Source organism: Delftia sp. WSY_16 (assembly GCF_043104415.1).
GTDB lineage: Bacteria > Pseudomonadota > Gammaproteobacteria > Burkholderiales > Burkholderiaceae_C > Comamonas > Comamonas tsuruhatensis.
Genome location: NZ_JBICKS010000005.1, coordinates 267,052 through 283,454, shown reverse-complemented (window position 1 = coordinate 283,454; position 16,403 = coordinate 267,052). Strand labels below are relative to the sequence as shown.

At 63.2% G+C, this 16,403-nt stretch carries 11 protein-coding genes; all 11 read right to left on the bottom strand.

Annotated features, from left to right (window positions below):
- Nucleotides 1-13: 13 nt before the first annotated feature.
- The 11 genes from ACF8O7_RS04485 to ACF8O7_RS04435 all read right to left on the bottom strand — a co-directional run bounded on the left by ACF8O7_RS04485 (nucleotide 14) and on the right by ACF8O7_RS04435 (nucleotide 16,157).
- Nucleotides 14-1,654, bottom strand: a complete 1,641-nt coding sequence (locus ACF8O7_RS04485; RefSeq protein ID WP_279492788.1) for a choline dehydrogenase — start codon at nucleotides 1,652-1,654, stop codon at nucleotides 14-16.
- A gap of 34 nt (nucleotides 1,655-1,688) precedes the next feature.
- Nucleotides 1,689-3,026 (bottom strand): aspartate aminotransferase family protein, encoded by a 1,338-nt coding sequence (locus ACF8O7_RS04480; protein WP_016445437.1) that lies wholly within the window; start codon nucleotides 3,024-3,026, stop codon nucleotides 1,689-1,691.
- Nucleotides 3,027-3,072: 46 nt separating this feature from the next.
- The gene (locus tag ACF8O7_RS04475) at nucleotides 3,073-3,771 is read right to left on the bottom strand and encodes a hypothetical protein (protein ID WP_016445436.1); all 699 of its coding nucleotides are present in this window, start codon (nucleotides 3,769-3,771) and stop codon (nucleotides 3,073-3,075) included.
- A gap of 68 nt (nucleotides 3,772-3,839) precedes the next feature.
- Nucleotides 3,840-4,778, bottom strand: coding sequence for an alpha/beta hydrolase (locus tag ACF8O7_RS04470; RefSeq protein ID WP_016452454.1), 939 nt, complete (start codon nucleotides 4,776-4,778; stop codon nucleotides 3,840-3,842).
- 53 nt (nucleotides 4,779-4,831) lie between these two features.
- A complete protein-coding gene (locus tag ACF8O7_RS04465) occupies nucleotides 4,832-6,328 on the bottom strand; it encodes an NAD(P)/FAD-dependent oxidoreductase (RefSeq protein ID WP_016445434.1) in 1,497 nt (498 codons plus the stop codon).
- A 73-nt stretch (nucleotides 6,329-6,401) separates the two neighbouring features.
- Complete coding sequence (locus ACF8O7_RS04460; RefSeq protein ID WP_236884656.1) at nucleotides 6,402-7,310, bottom strand: YCF48-related protein; 909 nt, start codon at nucleotides 7,308-7,310, stop codon at nucleotides 6,402-6,404.
- A gap of 83 nt (nucleotides 7,311-7,393) precedes the next feature.
- Nucleotides 7,394-9,775, bottom strand: coding sequence for an RND family transporter (locus ACF8O7_RS04455; RefSeq protein ID WP_016445432.1), 2,382 nt, complete (start codon nucleotides 9,773-9,775; stop codon nucleotides 7,394-7,396).
- A gap of 13 nt (nucleotides 9,776-9,788) precedes the next feature.
- Nucleotides 9,789-11,423 carry a DUF1302 domain-containing protein gene (locus tag ACF8O7_RS04450; RefSeq protein WP_126312318.1) on the bottom strand — a complete coding sequence of 545 codons (1,635 nt, stop codon included), beginning with the start codon at nucleotides 11,421-11,423 and terminating at the stop codon, nucleotides 9,789-9,791.
- A gap of 37 nt (nucleotides 11,424-11,460) precedes the next feature.
- The gene (locus tag ACF8O7_RS04445) at nucleotides 11,461-12,837 is read right to left on the bottom strand and encodes a DUF1329 domain-containing protein (RefSeq protein WP_016445430.1); all 1,377 of its coding nucleotides are present in this window, start codon (nucleotides 12,835-12,837) and stop codon (nucleotides 11,461-11,463) included.
- Between the two features lie 49 nt (nucleotides 12,838-12,886).
- Nucleotides 12,887-14,068 carry an MFS transporter gene (locus ACF8O7_RS04440; protein WP_392442520.1) on the bottom strand — a complete coding sequence of 394 codons (1,182 nt, stop codon included), beginning with the start codon at nucleotides 14,066-14,068 and terminating at the stop codon, nucleotides 12,887-12,889.
- A gap of 25 nt (nucleotides 14,069-14,093) precedes the next feature.
- A complete protein-coding gene (locus tag ACF8O7_RS04435) occupies nucleotides 14,094-16,157 on the bottom strand; it encodes a PQQ-binding-like beta-propeller repeat protein (protein WP_016445428.1) in 2,064 nt (687 codons plus the stop codon).
- Between the last annotated feature and the right edge of the window lie 246 nt (nucleotides 16,158-16,403).

Here is a 16,403-nt window from a genome sequence, read left to right as displayed (position 1 = left end):
ATGCCGCGGACCGCTAGGCCGCAACGGCGGCGACCGCGGTCGCGGCCTTGGCGCCGCGGGAGCCCGCAGCGAGGATGAAATCCGCCGCCTTTTCGGCGATCATGATCGTGGGTGCATTGGTATTGCCGCTCACGATGGTCGGCATGATGGATGCATCGATGACGCGCAGGCCGCTCACGCCGCGCACGCGCAGCCGATCGTCCACGACAGCCATCTCGTCGCTGCCCATCTTGCAAGTGCCTACCGGGTGGTAGACGGATTCGACGTTCTCCCTCAGGTACTGGTCGATCTGGGCATCGGTCGTGGCCTGCGGTCCGGGGGCGTACTCCACGCCGCGATAGGGATCGAACGCCTTTTGCGCCAGCACTTCCCGGCCGACACGAATCCCCTCGCGATAGATGCGAATGTCATCCGGATCCGAGAAATAGTTGGGCTGAAGGCGCGGGTGCTGAGTGGGGTCCGCCGACTGGATCTTCAACCAGCCCCGACTCTTGGGGCGCGAGATGTTGAACAGGGGCGTGAAACCGTGCTCGGGAATGATGACCCGACCGTTTTCGCGGTACATGATCATCTCGAAGTGGTACTGGATGTCCGCGGCGATCAGATCGGGCTGGCTTTTCACGAAGGCCAGCGCCTCCACGCCGTGATACGCGCCAGGGCCTCCCTTGTCCCACATGTACCGCGCCAGGGCGGCGGCAGCACGAACGGGACGCACATAGGTCAGGAGCGAGTTGGGCTGCGTCGAGCGGCATTGCACTCCGACGGAGAGGTGATCGTGCAGGTTCTGGCCCACGCCAGGCAATGCCACCGTGACGTCGATGCCCACAGCGCGCAGATGCGACGGATCGCCAATGCCGGACAACTGAAGCAGCTGCGGCGAGTTGATCGCGCCGCCCGACAGCAGCACCTCCTGACGCGCACGCACAACTTCCTTGCGGCCACGGCGAAGAAACTCGACGCCGACCGCGCGGCCATGCTCGACGATGACCCGGGTGGCCAATGCCTTGGTGATGATCTTGAGGTTCTTTCGGTCCTTGACCGGATGCAGGTAAGCGAAAGCCGTGCTCGCCCGGATCCCCTTGTTTCCGTAGGCCTTGATCGTGCTGTCGCAGGGGCCAAAGCCTTCCTGTTCACCGCCATTGAAGTCGTCCCGGTACGGGTATCCGGCCTGAACGCCCGCCTCCACGAACGCCTTCGACAAGGGGTGCTGGACACCGTAGCGGCTGGTATGCAACGGACCGTCGTGTCCATGGATGGGACTGCTGGGGCCGTTCCAGTTCTCGGCACGAAGAAAATAGGGCAGGCAATCCTCGAAGGACCAACCACTGTTGCCCAAAGCCGCCCAATGGTCGTAGTCCGTGGCGCTGCCTCGGATATAGACCATGCCGTTGACGCAACTGCATCCGCCCAGCACTTTCGCCCGCGGCCAGAACAGCCGTCTGCCGGCAAGATGCTCCTGGGGCTCGGTGTTGTAGCCCCAGTCGATCTGCCCGGTTTTCATCAGTTGGAAATAGCCGGCCGGCATGCCGATGAAGGGACTGCTGTCCCAGCCGCCGGCTTCGATCAGCGTGACTTCGACGTCCGGGTTCGCGGACAGTCGATTCGCCAGAACACAGCCTGCGGACCCGCCGCCGACAATGATGTAGTCCGTCACAGTGTGGCCCTCGCTCGCAGGTTCTTGGGAAAAGTCATGACACCACCCCCGCGCCCACCGGCTCCAGCCGCGCATCGACGATGCGGCTGACGGCGCTGATGAAGCTCTCGATGTCCGCTTCGGTCATCGGGGTGGAAAGGAATGCCTTACCGGTGCGAGCAATATGGAAGCCCGCCAGCGTCAAGGCGCGTTGAAGTGCGACAACGCGCTTTGTTTCCTCAGGGCTGGAATAGCCGGAGCGGTAATCGGTCACCTGCCGTTGATGGCCGAACACCATGAAGCTCGACCCGAAGCCTGTGACCTGCCCTGGAAAGCCGGACCGCGCGAATGCCTGGTTCAGCGCCCCCACCAGCCGGGAAGTCAGCTGTGCCATGCGATCGATCGCGCTGTCGTCAAGCAGATCCAGCGTGACTTTGCCCGCGGTCATCGTGACCGGGTTGGCCGTGAAGGTGCCGCTCCACGGCAAGCCGGGCTTGCCTTGGCGATGGTCGTAGATCTGCATGAGCTCACGCCGTCCCGCCACTGCGCCGACGGGGAAGCCGCCACCAATGATCTTGCCCAAGGTGGTCAGATCCGGATGGATGCCCAGCAGCGTTTGAGCGCCACCCGTGTGAGACCTGAACGAGATGACTTCGTCAAGAATGAAAAGTGCTCCGATCTCGCGGGTCACACGTTCAATCATGTCGGTGAAGCGCGGGGAGACCTGGATGAATCCCAAATAGCTGGGCGCTGCGTCGAGCAGGACAGCCGCGATGTCTGCGGCATTTGCGCGGATGATTCGCTCGGAGGCCTCGACGTCGTTGAAGGGGATGACTACAACATCGTCGGTCACCCCTTTGGGCACCCCTTTTGAGTAGCCGATCGAGTTCGGATCCTCGCCCCAATTCGACGGTGAAGAATCGAGGCTGACCTCGGCATAGTCGTAGGCACCGTGATAGACGCCCTCCGCCTTGACGATCTTGGACCGGCCCGTGATCGCACGGGCGGCTTTGATCGCGCTCATGACGGCTTCCGAACCCGAGTTGCAGAATCGCACCTGCTCGAAGCTCTCTGCCCGTCCGCATAGGGTTTCCGCCAGCGCGACCTCCTGCTCCGTGGGCAGCGTGAAGGCCGTTCCATTGCCGACCTGGTGACGGACGGCTTGCACGACGCCTGGATGCGCGTGACCGTGGATCAGAGAGGCAAAGTTGTTCAGCAGGTCAAGGCGGCGCGTTCCATCGACGTCGACCACGTAGGCCCCTTCGCCATACGAGGCATAGACCGGAAAAGGTTCCTGCCATGGCAATGTGCGCGTGATGCCGCCGGGCAGCACTTTCAAGCCGCGTTCATACAGTTCCCGGGAACGGGAAGCCAGGTCTGGCCAGTGAGCCATGATTGCACTCCAAAGGATTAAGCGATGAGGGGGGCTTTGCGCGCTGTCAGGCGTGACGGCGCAAACGGGTCTTGGCAAGCGGCTCACGGGCATAGGCGCTGAACCGCGCCTGTGTGGCACGCTCGAGTGCGCAATAGCCGTAGTACAGCTCGACCATCATGAAAGCCCAGACGGACAAGGCTGCGGTGTAGAACACCGTGCGATCCGCGTCGTCGCCGGGTATCGGGACATAGTCGTAGAAGACGGCGATGGCCAGGCCGCTCAGCGCAACGAACACCGTTCCCATCGCATGCAGCGCCTCTCCCGCTTTGTGCAGCCTCCAGGCGAAGTACGCCAGATAGGCCAGGAAGACCAGGCACATCAGAAGGTAGAACGGCGGCTTGTAGACCGCGAACGCCGGCGCATGGTCGGCCGCCACAAGCACGGCAGCGCCTGCGAAACCGAGCAGGAAATACAGGACATCCGCAAGGCGCGAGGGCTGGTAGCTGTGGGTCACCACCATCATGCCCGCGACCGCGACCACAGGAAAACCGAAGGACCGCGAGAACGCATCGAAGAAATGCGCAACGCTGTAGCCGAAATCCCATCCCAAGAGCGCCCACAACAGGAAGTGGGTGCCTGAGATGGCCATGACGAACCATTCGATCCCACACAGATAATTGCGCTTTTTGAGAAACTTCGCGCCATAGATGATCCCGGCAAGGATCAGCAGCACATCGGCCAGCAAAAGAAAAATCGTATTCATGGTGATTGGGCCTCGGTGAGCGTCGAGCTCGTTGATCTCAAGCCGGCACAGGCGTGACGGCCCTCGCTTCATTCATGCAACATCGCCCCGAATTGCTGGATGCTTCGCTGCATCAGCTGTTGCGCGCCAGGCGACCACGGTCCCATTTCAAAGAAGCCATGGATCATTCCTGGACCCGGCATATGTTTTGCGGGGCTGCCGGCCGCGTTCATGGCCGCCGCGTAGGCAGCGCCCGAGTCGCGCAATGGATCGAATTGCGCCGTGACCACCAGCGCCGGTGCCAGCCGGCTCAAGTCCTTGGCCTGCAACGGCGCCAGGCGTGGATCCATCGGGTCTGGATAGTCGCCCGCGTAGTGGTCATAGAACCAATTGATGGTGGCCACATCGAGCAGATATCCCTCGCCGTTCTCCGCGACACTGGGGTACTGCGCCGCCACATGATCCACAGCGGGGTAGATGAGGAACTGCGCTGCCAGCGGGATACCTTCATCGCGCAGTTGCTGGGCGACGACCGCCGAGAAGTTGCCGCCCGCGCTGTCGCCAGCGACGCCGACGATGCGGCCGCCGCCCAGCTCGCTCGCATGCGCCACGATCCATTTCGTGGCCGCGACGGCGTCTTCAATGCCTGCAGGAAACGCATGTTCGGGCGCCAGCCGGTAGTCCACGGACACCACCACGGCACTCGCGCCGCGGCAGATGTCACGGCAGATGTTGTCGTGCGTGTCCAGGTCGCCAATGACGAATCCGCCGCCGTGGAAATAGGCCACGGTCGGAAACGGGCCCTCGCCTTCCGGGCGGTACACGCGGGCCTTCAGTGGCCCGACAGCGCCACCGACGGTGATGTCCTGGACACGGGCCACGGGGACGACTTGCTCGGGCGTCAGTGCGCCGGCCGTCGTCGCCAGATAGAAGGCCCTGCCCTCCTCGGGCGTGCCTTCGTGCAGCGGCTTCGCGCCAGCCTCGGCCAGCATCTTCATGGCGCCGGCGATATGGGGATCGAGTGACATGGAATGGCTTTCTTTTTTTGGAGCGATGAAGGGGTCGCAGGCGTCACGAGCGATCAGCGGTATGTGAGGGCATCTTCGTCAGGCCGCACCGAGGGGAACGAGACACGCTCCTCTTCGTACTCAAGGCCTTGCTTCCAGGGATGACGATCGCCCTGGCGGGGCAGCAGGTGCAGGGCACGCATGATGTAGCCCGAGTTGACGTTCTCCGAATCGATCCAGGGCAGGCGCGGCATGTCAGCGTCCGCGGTAGGCACGGTGGGAACCACCATGCTGTGACCCTCCCTCTGCATGTGCTCGGCGATGCGGCACACCAGGTCGGTGACCAGGTCTGCGCGCAGCGTCCAGCTTGAGCGGAAGTAGCCCATGACGTAGGCCATGTTGGGGATGCCTTCGATCATCACGCCGCGATAGCTGACACGCTTGGTGAAGTCCACCGCCTCGCCGTCAACGAAAAATGGCACGCCTCCGAACATCTGCATGTTGAAGCCCGTCGCGGTGACGACGATGTCGGCATCAAGATGCGCTCCACTGGTCAACTGGATGCCCGTGGCGTCGAAGCGCTCGATACCGTCGGTCACTACCGAAGCCTTGCCGCAGCGGATGGCCGCAAACAGGTCACCGTCAGGAACCAGCGCGATGCGTTGCTGCCATGGGCGATAGCTCGGGTTGAAATGCTTGTCCACGTCGAAGCCTTCAGGCAGGAGGGCTCGCGCCTGCTCAAGAATCCACGCGCGCATTTCCTCGGGATGCTCGAAGGACATGCGGACTTCGCTGTCCACCTTGGCAACGAATGCGCGCCGCATGATCTCGTGCACCCAGTCGGGACGCACATCCAGTTCGCGCAGTTGTGTCTCCAGCGGATGGATAGGGGAATCTGCCGCGAAAAACGTGGGCGAGCGCTGCAACATGGTCACGTGTGCAACGGTGTCCGCCAACGACGGGATCAAGGTAGCGGCCGTGGCGCCTGAACCGATGACGACCACCTGCTTGCCCGTGCAGTCCAGATCCTGGGGCCAGTGCTGCGGATGCACCCACTGCCCCTTGAATTCACCCATGCCGGACCACTCGGGCGTGTAGCCCTTGGTGTGGTCGTAGTAGCCCGAGCACATCCACAGAAAACTCGTCGTCAGCGTCAGCGTTTCGCCCGAATGGATACGAGTGACTTCCAGCGTCCAGCACTTGTCCTGGGACGACCACCGGGCTGCCGTGATCCGGTGTCCGTAGTAGATGTGGCGCGTCAGCTGGTTCTCTTCGATCAGCTCACCTAAGTAGGCGCGGATCTCGTCGGCCGTGCCGATGGCGCGTCCCGTTTCCCAGGGCTTGAAGCTGTAGCCGTAGGTGTAGCAATCGCTGTCCGAACGCGCGCCAGGGTAGCGATGCGTCCACCAGGTGCCCCCGAATCCGTCCATGGCTTCGAGTACGGCGAATGAATGATCGGGAAATCGCTTGTGCGTGTTGTAAGTCGCACCAAGACCCGAGATGCCGGCGCCCACGACAATAAAGTCGAGATGCTGGCCGCTCACGAGCGCGGCCTGAGGTTGGGTGATCACGTTTGTCTCCTGTTTGGATGAAATTGAAGATGGGCGAAGGCCAGGCCTCAGGCTGGCAATGGACGCCAGTGCATTAGGGCGGCCCGCCGCCGCGCACCACGCCTCGGCGTGTGAACAGCAGCGCTTGTCTGCCCCCATCGCGCGGCGTCACCAGCGCGGAGGTGATCGCCACCCCGTCGGGCCTGGTTTCGATCGTGAAATCGCGGCCATCGCCGCTGCGCGCTAGGAGTCCGTCGAGCCCCACCAGCGTCACGCCCTGCGACGCGCCCGCGATTGCGGTGACTGAGCTCTTGGTATCCAGCCGCAATGGCTTCCAGGTCTGGCCGTGGTCCTCGCTGCGCAGCAGCGTGCCGCGCTGCCCGCCGACAAGCAGCGCACCATCCGCCAACATGGCACCGCACCAAAGGCTTCCGTTGTAGCCCGTGGAAAGGTATGTCCAGGTGGCACCGCGGTCGTCGCTGCGCAGGACCTGGCCGCGCTCTGCGGCGGCAAAGAGCGCGCCATCGCTGCCGGCAAAGAGGCCCAGCAGATTGAGGTCGGCCTTCTTGGCGCCGGGCATAGGCTGCAATGGCCGCTCCTGCCAGGTTTCACCGCCATCGGAAGTCACCAGAACCAGCGACCACAGCCCAACCGCGACGCCGGAATGCGCATCGAAGAAGTGCACGGAGAACAGCGGCCGATCCTCCGTCGTGACGACCCGCTGAACGCGCCAAGTTTCTCCGCCATCGCGCGTCACGATCACCGACCCGCCGTGCCCTACGGCCCACCCATGCTGCGCATCGGCAAAGCTCACCGATGTCAGCGTGAAGGAGACCGGCACCGACCGCGCCTGACGCCACCGTGCGCCGCCATCGTCCGAAAGCAGCACAACGCCGCGATCGCCGACCGCCACGGCCCGTGTTCCCGCCCAGGTGCTGCCCAGGATGGCCGCCTGAGTCGCGATGGCAGATGTCATGGCCGGTACGGGTTTGACTTCGTCCATTGCCCAGGCCGCGGAGGCAATGGCCCCTGCCAGTCCCCAGGCCGCCCACTTGTACAAACGTCTTGTCATCGTCATCCCCGCGTTCAATGCGCCATCAGGCCCACGGACCGGACCGGCCCCCGGCGCGGCAGCGCCCTCTCAAGCCATACCGCGAATGCCGGCAGCACCGTCATGGCCATCACCATGTTCACCATGAACATGAAGGCCAGGAGCTTGCCCATGTCCGACTGGAACTTCAGCGACGAGAAGCTCCACGTCGCCACGCCGATGGCCAGCGTGATCGCCGTAAAAATGGTCGCTGCCCCGACCTCAAGGATGGAATGCTCCAGCGCCTTGACGATGCCTTGCCCGCTGGCCATGTGCAGCTGCAGCCGGTTGTAGATGTAGAACGCGTAGTCCACGCCAATCCCTACCGCGAGCACCATGACAGGCAACGTGGCAACGGTCAGGCCGATCTGCAGCTCCTTCATGAACCAGTAGCCGATGAAGGTACTGATCGCCAAAGGCAGGCAGCACACCAGCACGGCCCGCACATCCCGGTAGACCAGCAGGATCAGTCCGATGATGGCTGCGTAGACGTACAGCATCATGGGCAGTTCGCTGTGTTCGATCTCCTCGTTGACTGCGGCCAGGACGCCGGCGTTGCCCGACGCGAGGCGAATCGCGACGCCTGGCAGCTGTTCGCGCTGGCGGAACGCCTTGACCGCCGAAACCACGCCTTCGATGGTGGTGGCCTTGTGGTCCGAGAGGAACAGATGCACGGCCGTCATGCTGCAGTCCTTGCGCATGAGCCCTGGACTGCGCGCGATCTCCACGGCCAGCGCTGCGTAGTTGCCGCCGTCGATGGGGACCGCCCCCATCTTCGGGTTGCCTTCGTTGTAGCCTTCGTTGTACTGGCGCAGCGCCGACGAGAATGAGTTGATCGACAGCACGCCCGGCACACCTTGCATTGCCCAGACGAAACGGTCCTGGTACTGGCCGACAGCGACGTTGTCGCACGACTGCGGAGGCGCCTCGAAAATCACGCTCATCCAGTCCAGTCCCAGGTCGTATCCAGATGCGATCGCCAATGCATCGCGGTTGAACCGGGACTCGGGACGCAATTCGGGGGCGCCTGCTTCGAGCGTACCGACGACACGGTCGCGGCTGTTCCAGACTGCGGCCCCCAGCACCACAGCTGCAATGGCCAGCACCACGACCGCATTGCGCGGAACGGCTACTTGCGCCAGCAGGCGCAACCAACGCTGCCGGCGTACCGTCAACTGCTCGACGCGAAGCGCATAGGCCTGATCGACCTGCATCAGCGAGGCTGCCACGGGCAGCATCACCAGGTTGGTCACGATCTTGAATGCCACGCCCAGCGCAGCGGTGATGGCCAGCTCGCGAACCATGGGGATCGGGATCATCAGCAGCGTGATGAAGGTGACAAAGGCCGTCACCAGGGCCAGCGTCCCGGGGATCAACAAACCCGTGAAGGCCGAGCGGGCTGCTTCGTCGCAGCTCTTGCCATGGGCCACTTCACGCACGATGTGGTTGATCTGCTGCACGCCGTGCGACACCCCGATCGCGAACACCAGGAAAGGGACGAGCACACCCAGGGGATCGAGGCCATAGCCCAGAATCCGCAGGGCCCCGAACTGCCATACCAGCGAGGAGAGCGAACAGACGATGGGCAGCAGGGTCAGCCGCCATGAGCGGCAGTAGCCATACACCGCCAGTGCAGTGAGCAGCAGCGCCACACCGCAGAACAGCAGAACCGCAGAGGCACCGTCGGCAATGTCGCCGATCTGTTTGGCAAAGCCGATGATCTGGATCTCGAAGGCGTCGTCTTCAAATTTCGCACGCAAGACGCGCTCGAGCTCATGGTTGAATTCGACATAGTCCATGTGCCGGCCCTGGGCATCGACTTCGGACAGATCGGCCGTCACCATGGCACTGGACTGGTCGCGTGAGACCAGGGTTCCCACGAAGCCCCCCTGGGCCGTCGAACGCGCGATGGCCTGGATGGTTGGCTCGTCCAGCCGGTCGGGCGTCACGTCCCCTGGCACCAGGGGGTCGGCGCGGAAGCCCTCTTCCGTGATCTCGTTGACAAAGGCGTTTGGCGTCCACAGGGACTGCACGCTAGCGCGCTCGACGTAGGGCATGAACGTCACCGCCTGCGTCACGTCATACAGGCGCTGCAGTGCCGCCGGGCTCCATATGTTCCCCTTGCGGACCTTGACCGCGATGATCAGTCGGTTGGCGCCGAGCAGGTCGTTGCGGTAGTCGTTGAACGTCCGCACATACTCGTGCCCGATCGGCAATTGCTTTTCGAAGCCCGCATCCATCCGCAGCTGGCTGGCGAACCAGCCCATGCCTACCGTCAGCAAGGCAAGCACACCCAGCACCGCTACGCGCCGCTGAAACAACCAGCTTTCCAAACGCTTCAGCAGGCCGCGTTTGGAATTTCGCTCGGCAAAAGTCACGTTCGGCTCCCCATCAGAAATTTCGAGTCAGCACGGCGCCGACGAAGGCGCGGTCGCGCAAGGGCTGATCGAAAGGCGAGGAGCCGCCCCAGAAGCGTGCATAGTTGACGGCGAACTGCCATTTCGCGGGGTTTTGGATGAACGTCACGATCAGGTTCATCTGTTGGGCCCCCTTCATGAACATCGCCGACGCGTTCGGCGTGCGGCCCGTCAGTGCCCGCGAGTAGTAGATCTCCGGGATGACCTGCCAGCCTGGGATGAGGGTTCCGTCGTAAGTCACGCTAAAGTCGAGCGCGATACCCGCCGAGGTACGCGTTCCGCCGGTGAGCGGCGCCGCCGTGGGATCGGTTTCCTGGCCCCATCCCCAATAGCCGGCGGACACGGGATCCCCGCCATAGGATCGCCGCATGCCGGGGTAGTGCACCACGACGGTCTCGACCATCAGGTTCGCCGCCTGGGCGCGGATCAGCTTCAGAAAATCCGGCGTATTGGCGGGCGAGAAGGCATAGACCCCGGTCAGATGCCACTGAAAGCGCTTCTCATCCACCCAGCAGCGGCCGTCACGGTCAGCGCAGCCAGCCAAGGGGCTCAGGGCCACGGCATCCCGGGGCCGATACGACAGCTCGGTGCCCACGGCCCAATCGCCCACGGGGAAATTCGCGCTGATGCCGTACAGCCTGCGGTTCTCCGGATACACCCAGGACGGTGCGAAGGTCGCTTGATCAATCTTCAGCGCGGGCAGTTTGTCGTGGTAGTTCAGGGCATAGAGACCCAGGTTTAGCTCCGACCCCGGCGGCTGCCAGCGCAGCGACGCCCCCCATTGGCCACCATTGCGAGCCTTGCTGCCTGCGTATCCGAAGTCTTCCATCCCCTTGCCCAGGGAATTCGTCGAAGACCAGTAGCTCCCCACCGGAGGGAGATAGCTCTTGTTCCAGCCGAATTGCGCATAGGTTTCCAGATTAAGCCCGTGCCCCAATCCAGTCGCGAAGCTGGCCATGGGCGCCGGCAGCACGGCTTCCTTCAACTGCACGCCAGGCTGTGCCAGGCGCATGTAGTCCAAAGCGTTGGTGGCGTTGATACCACCAGGGAAAAAGAGACTCTCTCCCCAGTTGATTACCTGGTTGCCGACACGGACGCGCGCCTGCCGCTCGCCGATGGCAAAGGACTTGCTCACCCAGAGATCCAGCAAGCGGGCCTTGAAACGCAGATCCTCGCTTGCACTGCCGGTGAGGCCACCCATGCCGGGCGGCGTGGTCGCGCTGAGCACGCCTGTCGTATGTGTCGCGGAGAAATCACGCACCCAGTTGGCCCGCGCCATCACCGTGACATCCTCCGGGAACTTCAACAGCAGTTCGTGGCTGCCTTTAAGGTAGGTGGTGAAGGCATCGCCCCTGCCATAGTTCAGGTTGCCTTGATCGCCGATCCCGGATGTGGGCGAGAGGCAGCCCGAAGGCGCGCCGTTGCCCGTGGCCCCGGCAACGACCAATCCACAGGCCGACGACTGGGCGCGCACTCCCGTGCCCAGTGAAATGGAAGAATCGAAAGACCCCCTCAGACCTTCGGTCTCGAAATTGATAGCGTAGGCCCTGTGGCCGGTACCGGCGGCCATCAGGCCCACCAGAGCCGCCAGTCTCCAGTTGTGATGCATCGCAGTTCTCCTCGTTGCGCGGCGTGTTGTCGCCTGCTCAGCGTTCGCTGATGGCACGGAGGTTGTCCGAGGTGTAGAAGTCGCGCTTCAGGCGCGGGTTGCCCGCAGCCTCGGTGTAGTACTGGATGTCACTGCCTGCCCCAAGCGAGGTGTAGTCCAGGAAGTAGCGCTGGTCCGCCAGGTTGTATTGGGAGTACGCCGCGACGTCGCATGTGCCTGTCTCGTAGACAGGCATCGCGTAGCCCTCGCGCACCTTCCAGACCTTGCCCTGCGCATCCTGGTCCACCGCCAGCAATGGCGCCCAGCTGTCCTCGTCGAGGTAGAACGTGCGCTTGGGTGCCAGATGGCGCACACCTTGCTTGACGGTGGCCTCCACGATCCAGACGCGATGTGTCTCATAGCGACGAACGGCCGGCGCAGGCGCATCGCGCAGCAGCACGTCGTCCGCCTTGGCCGTGAAGTCGAAGATGCCCAGGGCGTTGTAGGGGACGATCAGTTCCTTCTTGCCGACGAGCTTCCAGTCGAAGCGGTCCATCGGTCCGCTGTATACGTACGACTCGTCGACCGTGACCTGGTTGTCCATGCCGATCTGGGGCGAGTCATAGGAATAGGTGGGCATGCGCCGCACGCGGCGCTGGCCGGGGAAGTAGTAGTGCGCCTCCTGGGGCTTGCCTGCGATGGTGGTCACCACCGCGGCCTGCCCGGCAAGCGCCGCCGGTGCGTTGTAGGCGAAGTAGACCGCCGCCTCCATGCGGTCCACCTTCGAAAACAGCGTGCTGCCTTTGACGCCCCAGGGGACGAACACCGTGATGTCGTTTGCCGCCTTGATCCATTCGTCGCTGCCCTTGCGTGGAGAGACGATGGTCTGGGAATTGCGCATGCCCGACGCCAGCCCGCGGTAGCGCAGCTTCATATTCCACATGGCCTCCGCGCCATTGCCCGGCATCGGAAAAGGGAATCCCGGAACATGGGCCTCTTCCAAGGAAACCCCGTCGCTCGCCATCCTGGCGAAGCCGACGTTCTTCCTGGTGTTCTCCGCCACAAAGTCCGGCGTGCCACAGGTCCTTCGGCTGGGGTACACGTCCATGCGGAAGCCCTTTGTGGACTTGATCAGTTCGACCTGGCCCGGCGCCAGCTTGTCGGCGTACTTGTCAACGTTGCCCGCATCAATGGCATACAAGGGCTTGTCGTCTTTGTATTTGAAGAATTCGATGCGCCGCTTGCCGAATGTCCAGCCTGCCCCCTGAGGCTCCGGCTGAGACCAGACCGGCACAGCACCGTCGGCAGAGGCGCTTTTTTCAGCGCCCGAGGGCGACAGGGTTGTGCCCAACTTGCCGGCATCGTCCGCGTAGGCAAACGACATCGACATGGCCGCGGCAATGGCAACCGCGCGGTGACAGTTCATGGGGTTCATGCTGAGGGTCCTTTCGAGCAGGGATGAAACGCAGGGCTGCGCTGTTGCGTCAGTTCGTTGAATCGCGAAGCGGGGCCTCGCCAATGACACTTCGTTGTGCGCCCCACCGGTGGGCCGCCAGCATCGAGACGATGGCCAGCACGGCGAAGATCGCGGAGATGTCGTACGCCACACCGAAGGCGGAAGAGGAGTCGATCAGCCCTCCTCCCACCAGCGATCCGACCGCAGAACCGATGCCGACGCAGGCAGGGATCAGCGCGATATGCCGGCCCACAGGGTCGAACCCCGGCAGCATTGCGTACTGCGCCACCCCGCTAGCCATCCAGGCGCCGGTGAACGCCGTTGCACCGACGGCAAACGTCCATGGGGTCAAAGGTGTGGCCAGCAGCAGCGCACCCGCCGCGCAGACGCTCAGAAGTACCGTCCCTGACGACAAGGCCCAGCCGCGACGAAGCAGTGCCGGCATGCACAGGCAGACCAGTACGGTAGGCACGGCAGACGCGCCAATGGCTTTGTGAACCTGGTCTAGCGCAAGACCCGAAGCAAGGCCCACGGCTTCCAGAAAGGTCCATGCCAGGCCGGCGCAGGCCGACACCAGAAAGATGGATGCAAGCACCAGCCACGCGGCGCCGGCGTTCACTGCGGGAAGCTCGCCATCTGGCGACTCCCCGACCACCCTGCATCCATCCATGAAGAAGAACAGCACGAACAAAGAGACGCCCGCCGTCGCCGCGCAGTAGATGAGTGAAGCGCCGATCGAACCCAGCCCCGGCACGATGACCGAGGTCAACAAGGTCATGCCGAGATACTGGCAAACCACCATCAGCGGCAGCAAGGTGTCGGCGCGCGGGTTCAACGACACGTAGCGAATGGCCGTGCCGAAGACGATGCCGCCGCCAATGCCTGCGAATACCCGCTCGCAGCAGGCGAGCCAGAACGCGGGGTCGCCATACATCGCCGCATTGCCCGCAAGCTGCATCAGCAAGCCGCAGGCCAAGGTGAAGCGCGCCGTTCGGCTGTGGATCACGTAGACGAGCAGCAGGGAGCCGATGGCATTGCCGACCACCTCGGCCATGGCGATCACGCCCTGTTGCGTCGCCGTGTAGTGCCAGTCCGCGGCCATCTGGACGACAAAGGCGGGCATACCTCCAAAAAACACATAACCCGCACATGCCAGCCAGAGCAACGCAGCGGCAAAAAGCTTGGGGAATCGTTCGCGTACCGTCATCATGGATCGCCTCCTCGATCTGTGCGGTTCAGGGCTTCGACTTGCCGGCATCGAGGTACCCGGCCCAGGCACGGTCGAGCACATACGCATGCAACGCGTTGACCTCTTCGATCGTGATGTCCTGGAATACCGGCATGCCCTGCTCTTTGCGCAGGCCGCCGATGACGATGCCGGCGAACAGTCCGTGCGTTTCAGCCGAACTGAATCTCAGGTCTTTCACGTTGCCGTTGGCACTGCCAGCTTCATGGCCGTGGCAGTACACGCACCCCTTGCCCTCCCACAGAATCGCCCCGGCGTGGATTTGCGCCTTGTTCGCAGGCCGCGGAAGAGGAGGTTCGGGAACCACTTGGGGTTCAGCCTTGACAAGCGTCGCGGTCCCTCCCAGCTTGAATGCCAGAAGGCGGGAAGGCGATGCACGGGTTTGTGCAGTCGATGCGACGCGCGTCAGGATCTGTCCGATGGACGCCGCGCCGCCGTTACCGATCGGCATGAGGACAATCTGTTCGCCATCTTGCGAGACAGTCGTGGGCGCTGCCATGCCCACACCTCCCGTGTCGAACGACCACAGACGCTTTCCGGTGTCTGCCGCAAAGGCCTCGAACTTGCCGTCGCCCGTTCCTTGGAACACCAGATTGCCCGCCGTGGTCAGCGTGCCGCCGCTGTACGGGATGTCGCGCCGAACCCGCCAACGGGCCTTCTGGGCAACAGGATCCCAGGCAATCAGCTCGCCATAAGGACGGTATTTCGCATTCGCGGCCTCGTAGCCGAAATAATCGTGCGTGACCAGACCTCCGATCATGTCCGGCTTCATTTCCGCCAGGGATGGCACCACGGCAGCGCCGAGATAGACCAGTCCGGTCTGCTCGTTGTAGGCCATCGCATGCCAGTTGTGAGCCCCTGACGTCGAAGGAATGATCACGGCCTTGCCATCCTTCTTTTCCCAGTAGCGTGCCTCGGCCTTGAAGATCGGGCGCCCGGTCTTGGGATCGATGCCGCTTGCCCAGTTGACCGGGACGATGTTGTTGGCCGAGATGAACTTGCCCGTCTTCGCATCAAGCACATAGAAGAAGCCGTTCTTCGGGGCCGTCATCACCACGCGCCGCGAACTGCCACCGATGGGCAGTTCGGCCAGCATCAAAGGGGCATTGGGCGAATAGTTCCAGCCGTCGTTCGGCGTTTGCTTGTAGTGCCAGAGGTATTTGCCGGTGCTCGCGTCGAGCGCGACGACCGAGTTCGTGTAGAGCTCGTCGCCCGCCCCCTTGCCCCGCAGCGTGGGGATCCAGGGCGCCGGGCCATCGACGGCGATGTAGAGCTGATGGAGCTTGGCGTCGTAGGTCATGCCGTCCCAGACGCTGCCGCAGCCGTTGGTTTTGGAGTGCCAGTCCTTCCCCCAGGTCTTCACGGCCCTTTCGAGCTCGGGCGTCTTCTGCTTGCCCTTCGCCGGATCGTCCGGCACGGTGTAGAAGCGCCAGACCGGCTTGCCCGTTTTCTCGTCGAAAGCATCGACGTGGCCGCGGCCGATGCCGCTGTCGCCGCAAGCGTTGCCGACGAAAACCATGCCACCGCCTATGCGCGGCGCCATGGTCATGGCATACCAGCCCGTCTCCTGAGAGGCGTCGCAGGCCTCCACCGACCAGGCGAGCGCGCCCGACTTGCGGTTGATCGCATAAAGCCTGCAGTCCGCCGAGGCGTAGAAGACATGGTCGCCGCTAACCGCGACGCCCCGGTTCACGTTGTATGCCCAACGCGGAACACCCGTTTCGTCAGGCATCTTGACTGGGGCTTCGAACTTCCAGAGCAGCTTGCCCGTCTTCAGGTCGTTCGCGAACACCTGCGTGCGAGGTGCGCTCTGATAGACGACCCCATCGACCACCAGCGGATTGCCGACCATGCCGTCCTTCGTCGGCATCTCGGCCGACCAGGCTAGGCCAAGGTTCGCCACGTTCTTGTCGTTGATCGCTTGCAAGGGGCTGTTGTGCTGCATGTCCGCATTGCGGCCGAGCAGCGGCCAGTCCTGGCTCTCGGCGGCTGGAGCGCCCGCCGCTGCCAAGGCGCCAATCGCAGCCACCACGAATCGTGTTGCTGGGGTCACGTGAACTACTCCTGTGATGTGTGGTTGTACGGAGGTCTCAGTCATCGAACGCGCCATCTGCGCGTCCACTCACGCTCTCTTCGGCGCATCTACGCAAGCAAAGTGAATAAATTATTGGTCACATGACCACATAAACAACATAGGGGAAATGCGGTTAGTGAAACTACCCCCCACAAGCGAACGGCAGGGAGCGTGGGCGTCCAGATTCATGCTGGTGCCGCTGCGGAAAAGTAGGTGGATGAGACG

Coding starts and splice junctions, on each gene's coding strand:
- ACF8O7_RS04480 (WP_016445437.1), bottom strand. CDS start 3,026: ATGGCTCACTGGCCAGACCTGGCTTCCCGTTCCCGGGAACTGTATGAA.
- ACF8O7_RS04475 (WP_016445436.1), bottom strand. CDS start 3,771: ATGAATACGATTTTTCTTTTGCTGGCCGATGTGCTGCTGATCCTTGCC.
- ACF8O7_RS04470 (WP_016452454.1), bottom strand. CDS start 4,778: ATGTCACTCGATCCCCATATCGCCGGCGCCATGAAGATGCTGGCCGAG.
- ACF8O7_RS04460 (WP_236884656.1), bottom strand. CDS start 7,310: ATGGACGAAGTCAAACCCGTACCGGCCATGACATCTGCCATCGCGACT.
- ACF8O7_RS04450 (WP_126312318.1), bottom strand. CDS start 11,423: ATGCATCACAACTGGAGACTGGCGGCTCTGGTGGGCCTGATGGCCGCC.
- ACF8O7_RS04445 (WP_016445430.1), bottom strand. CDS start 12,837: ATGAACCCCATGAACTGTCACCGCGCGGTTGCCATTGCCGCGGCCATG.
- ACF8O7_RS04440 (WP_392442520.1), bottom strand. CDS start 14,068: ATGATGACGGTACGCGAACGATTCCCCAAGCTTTTTGCCGCTGCGTTG.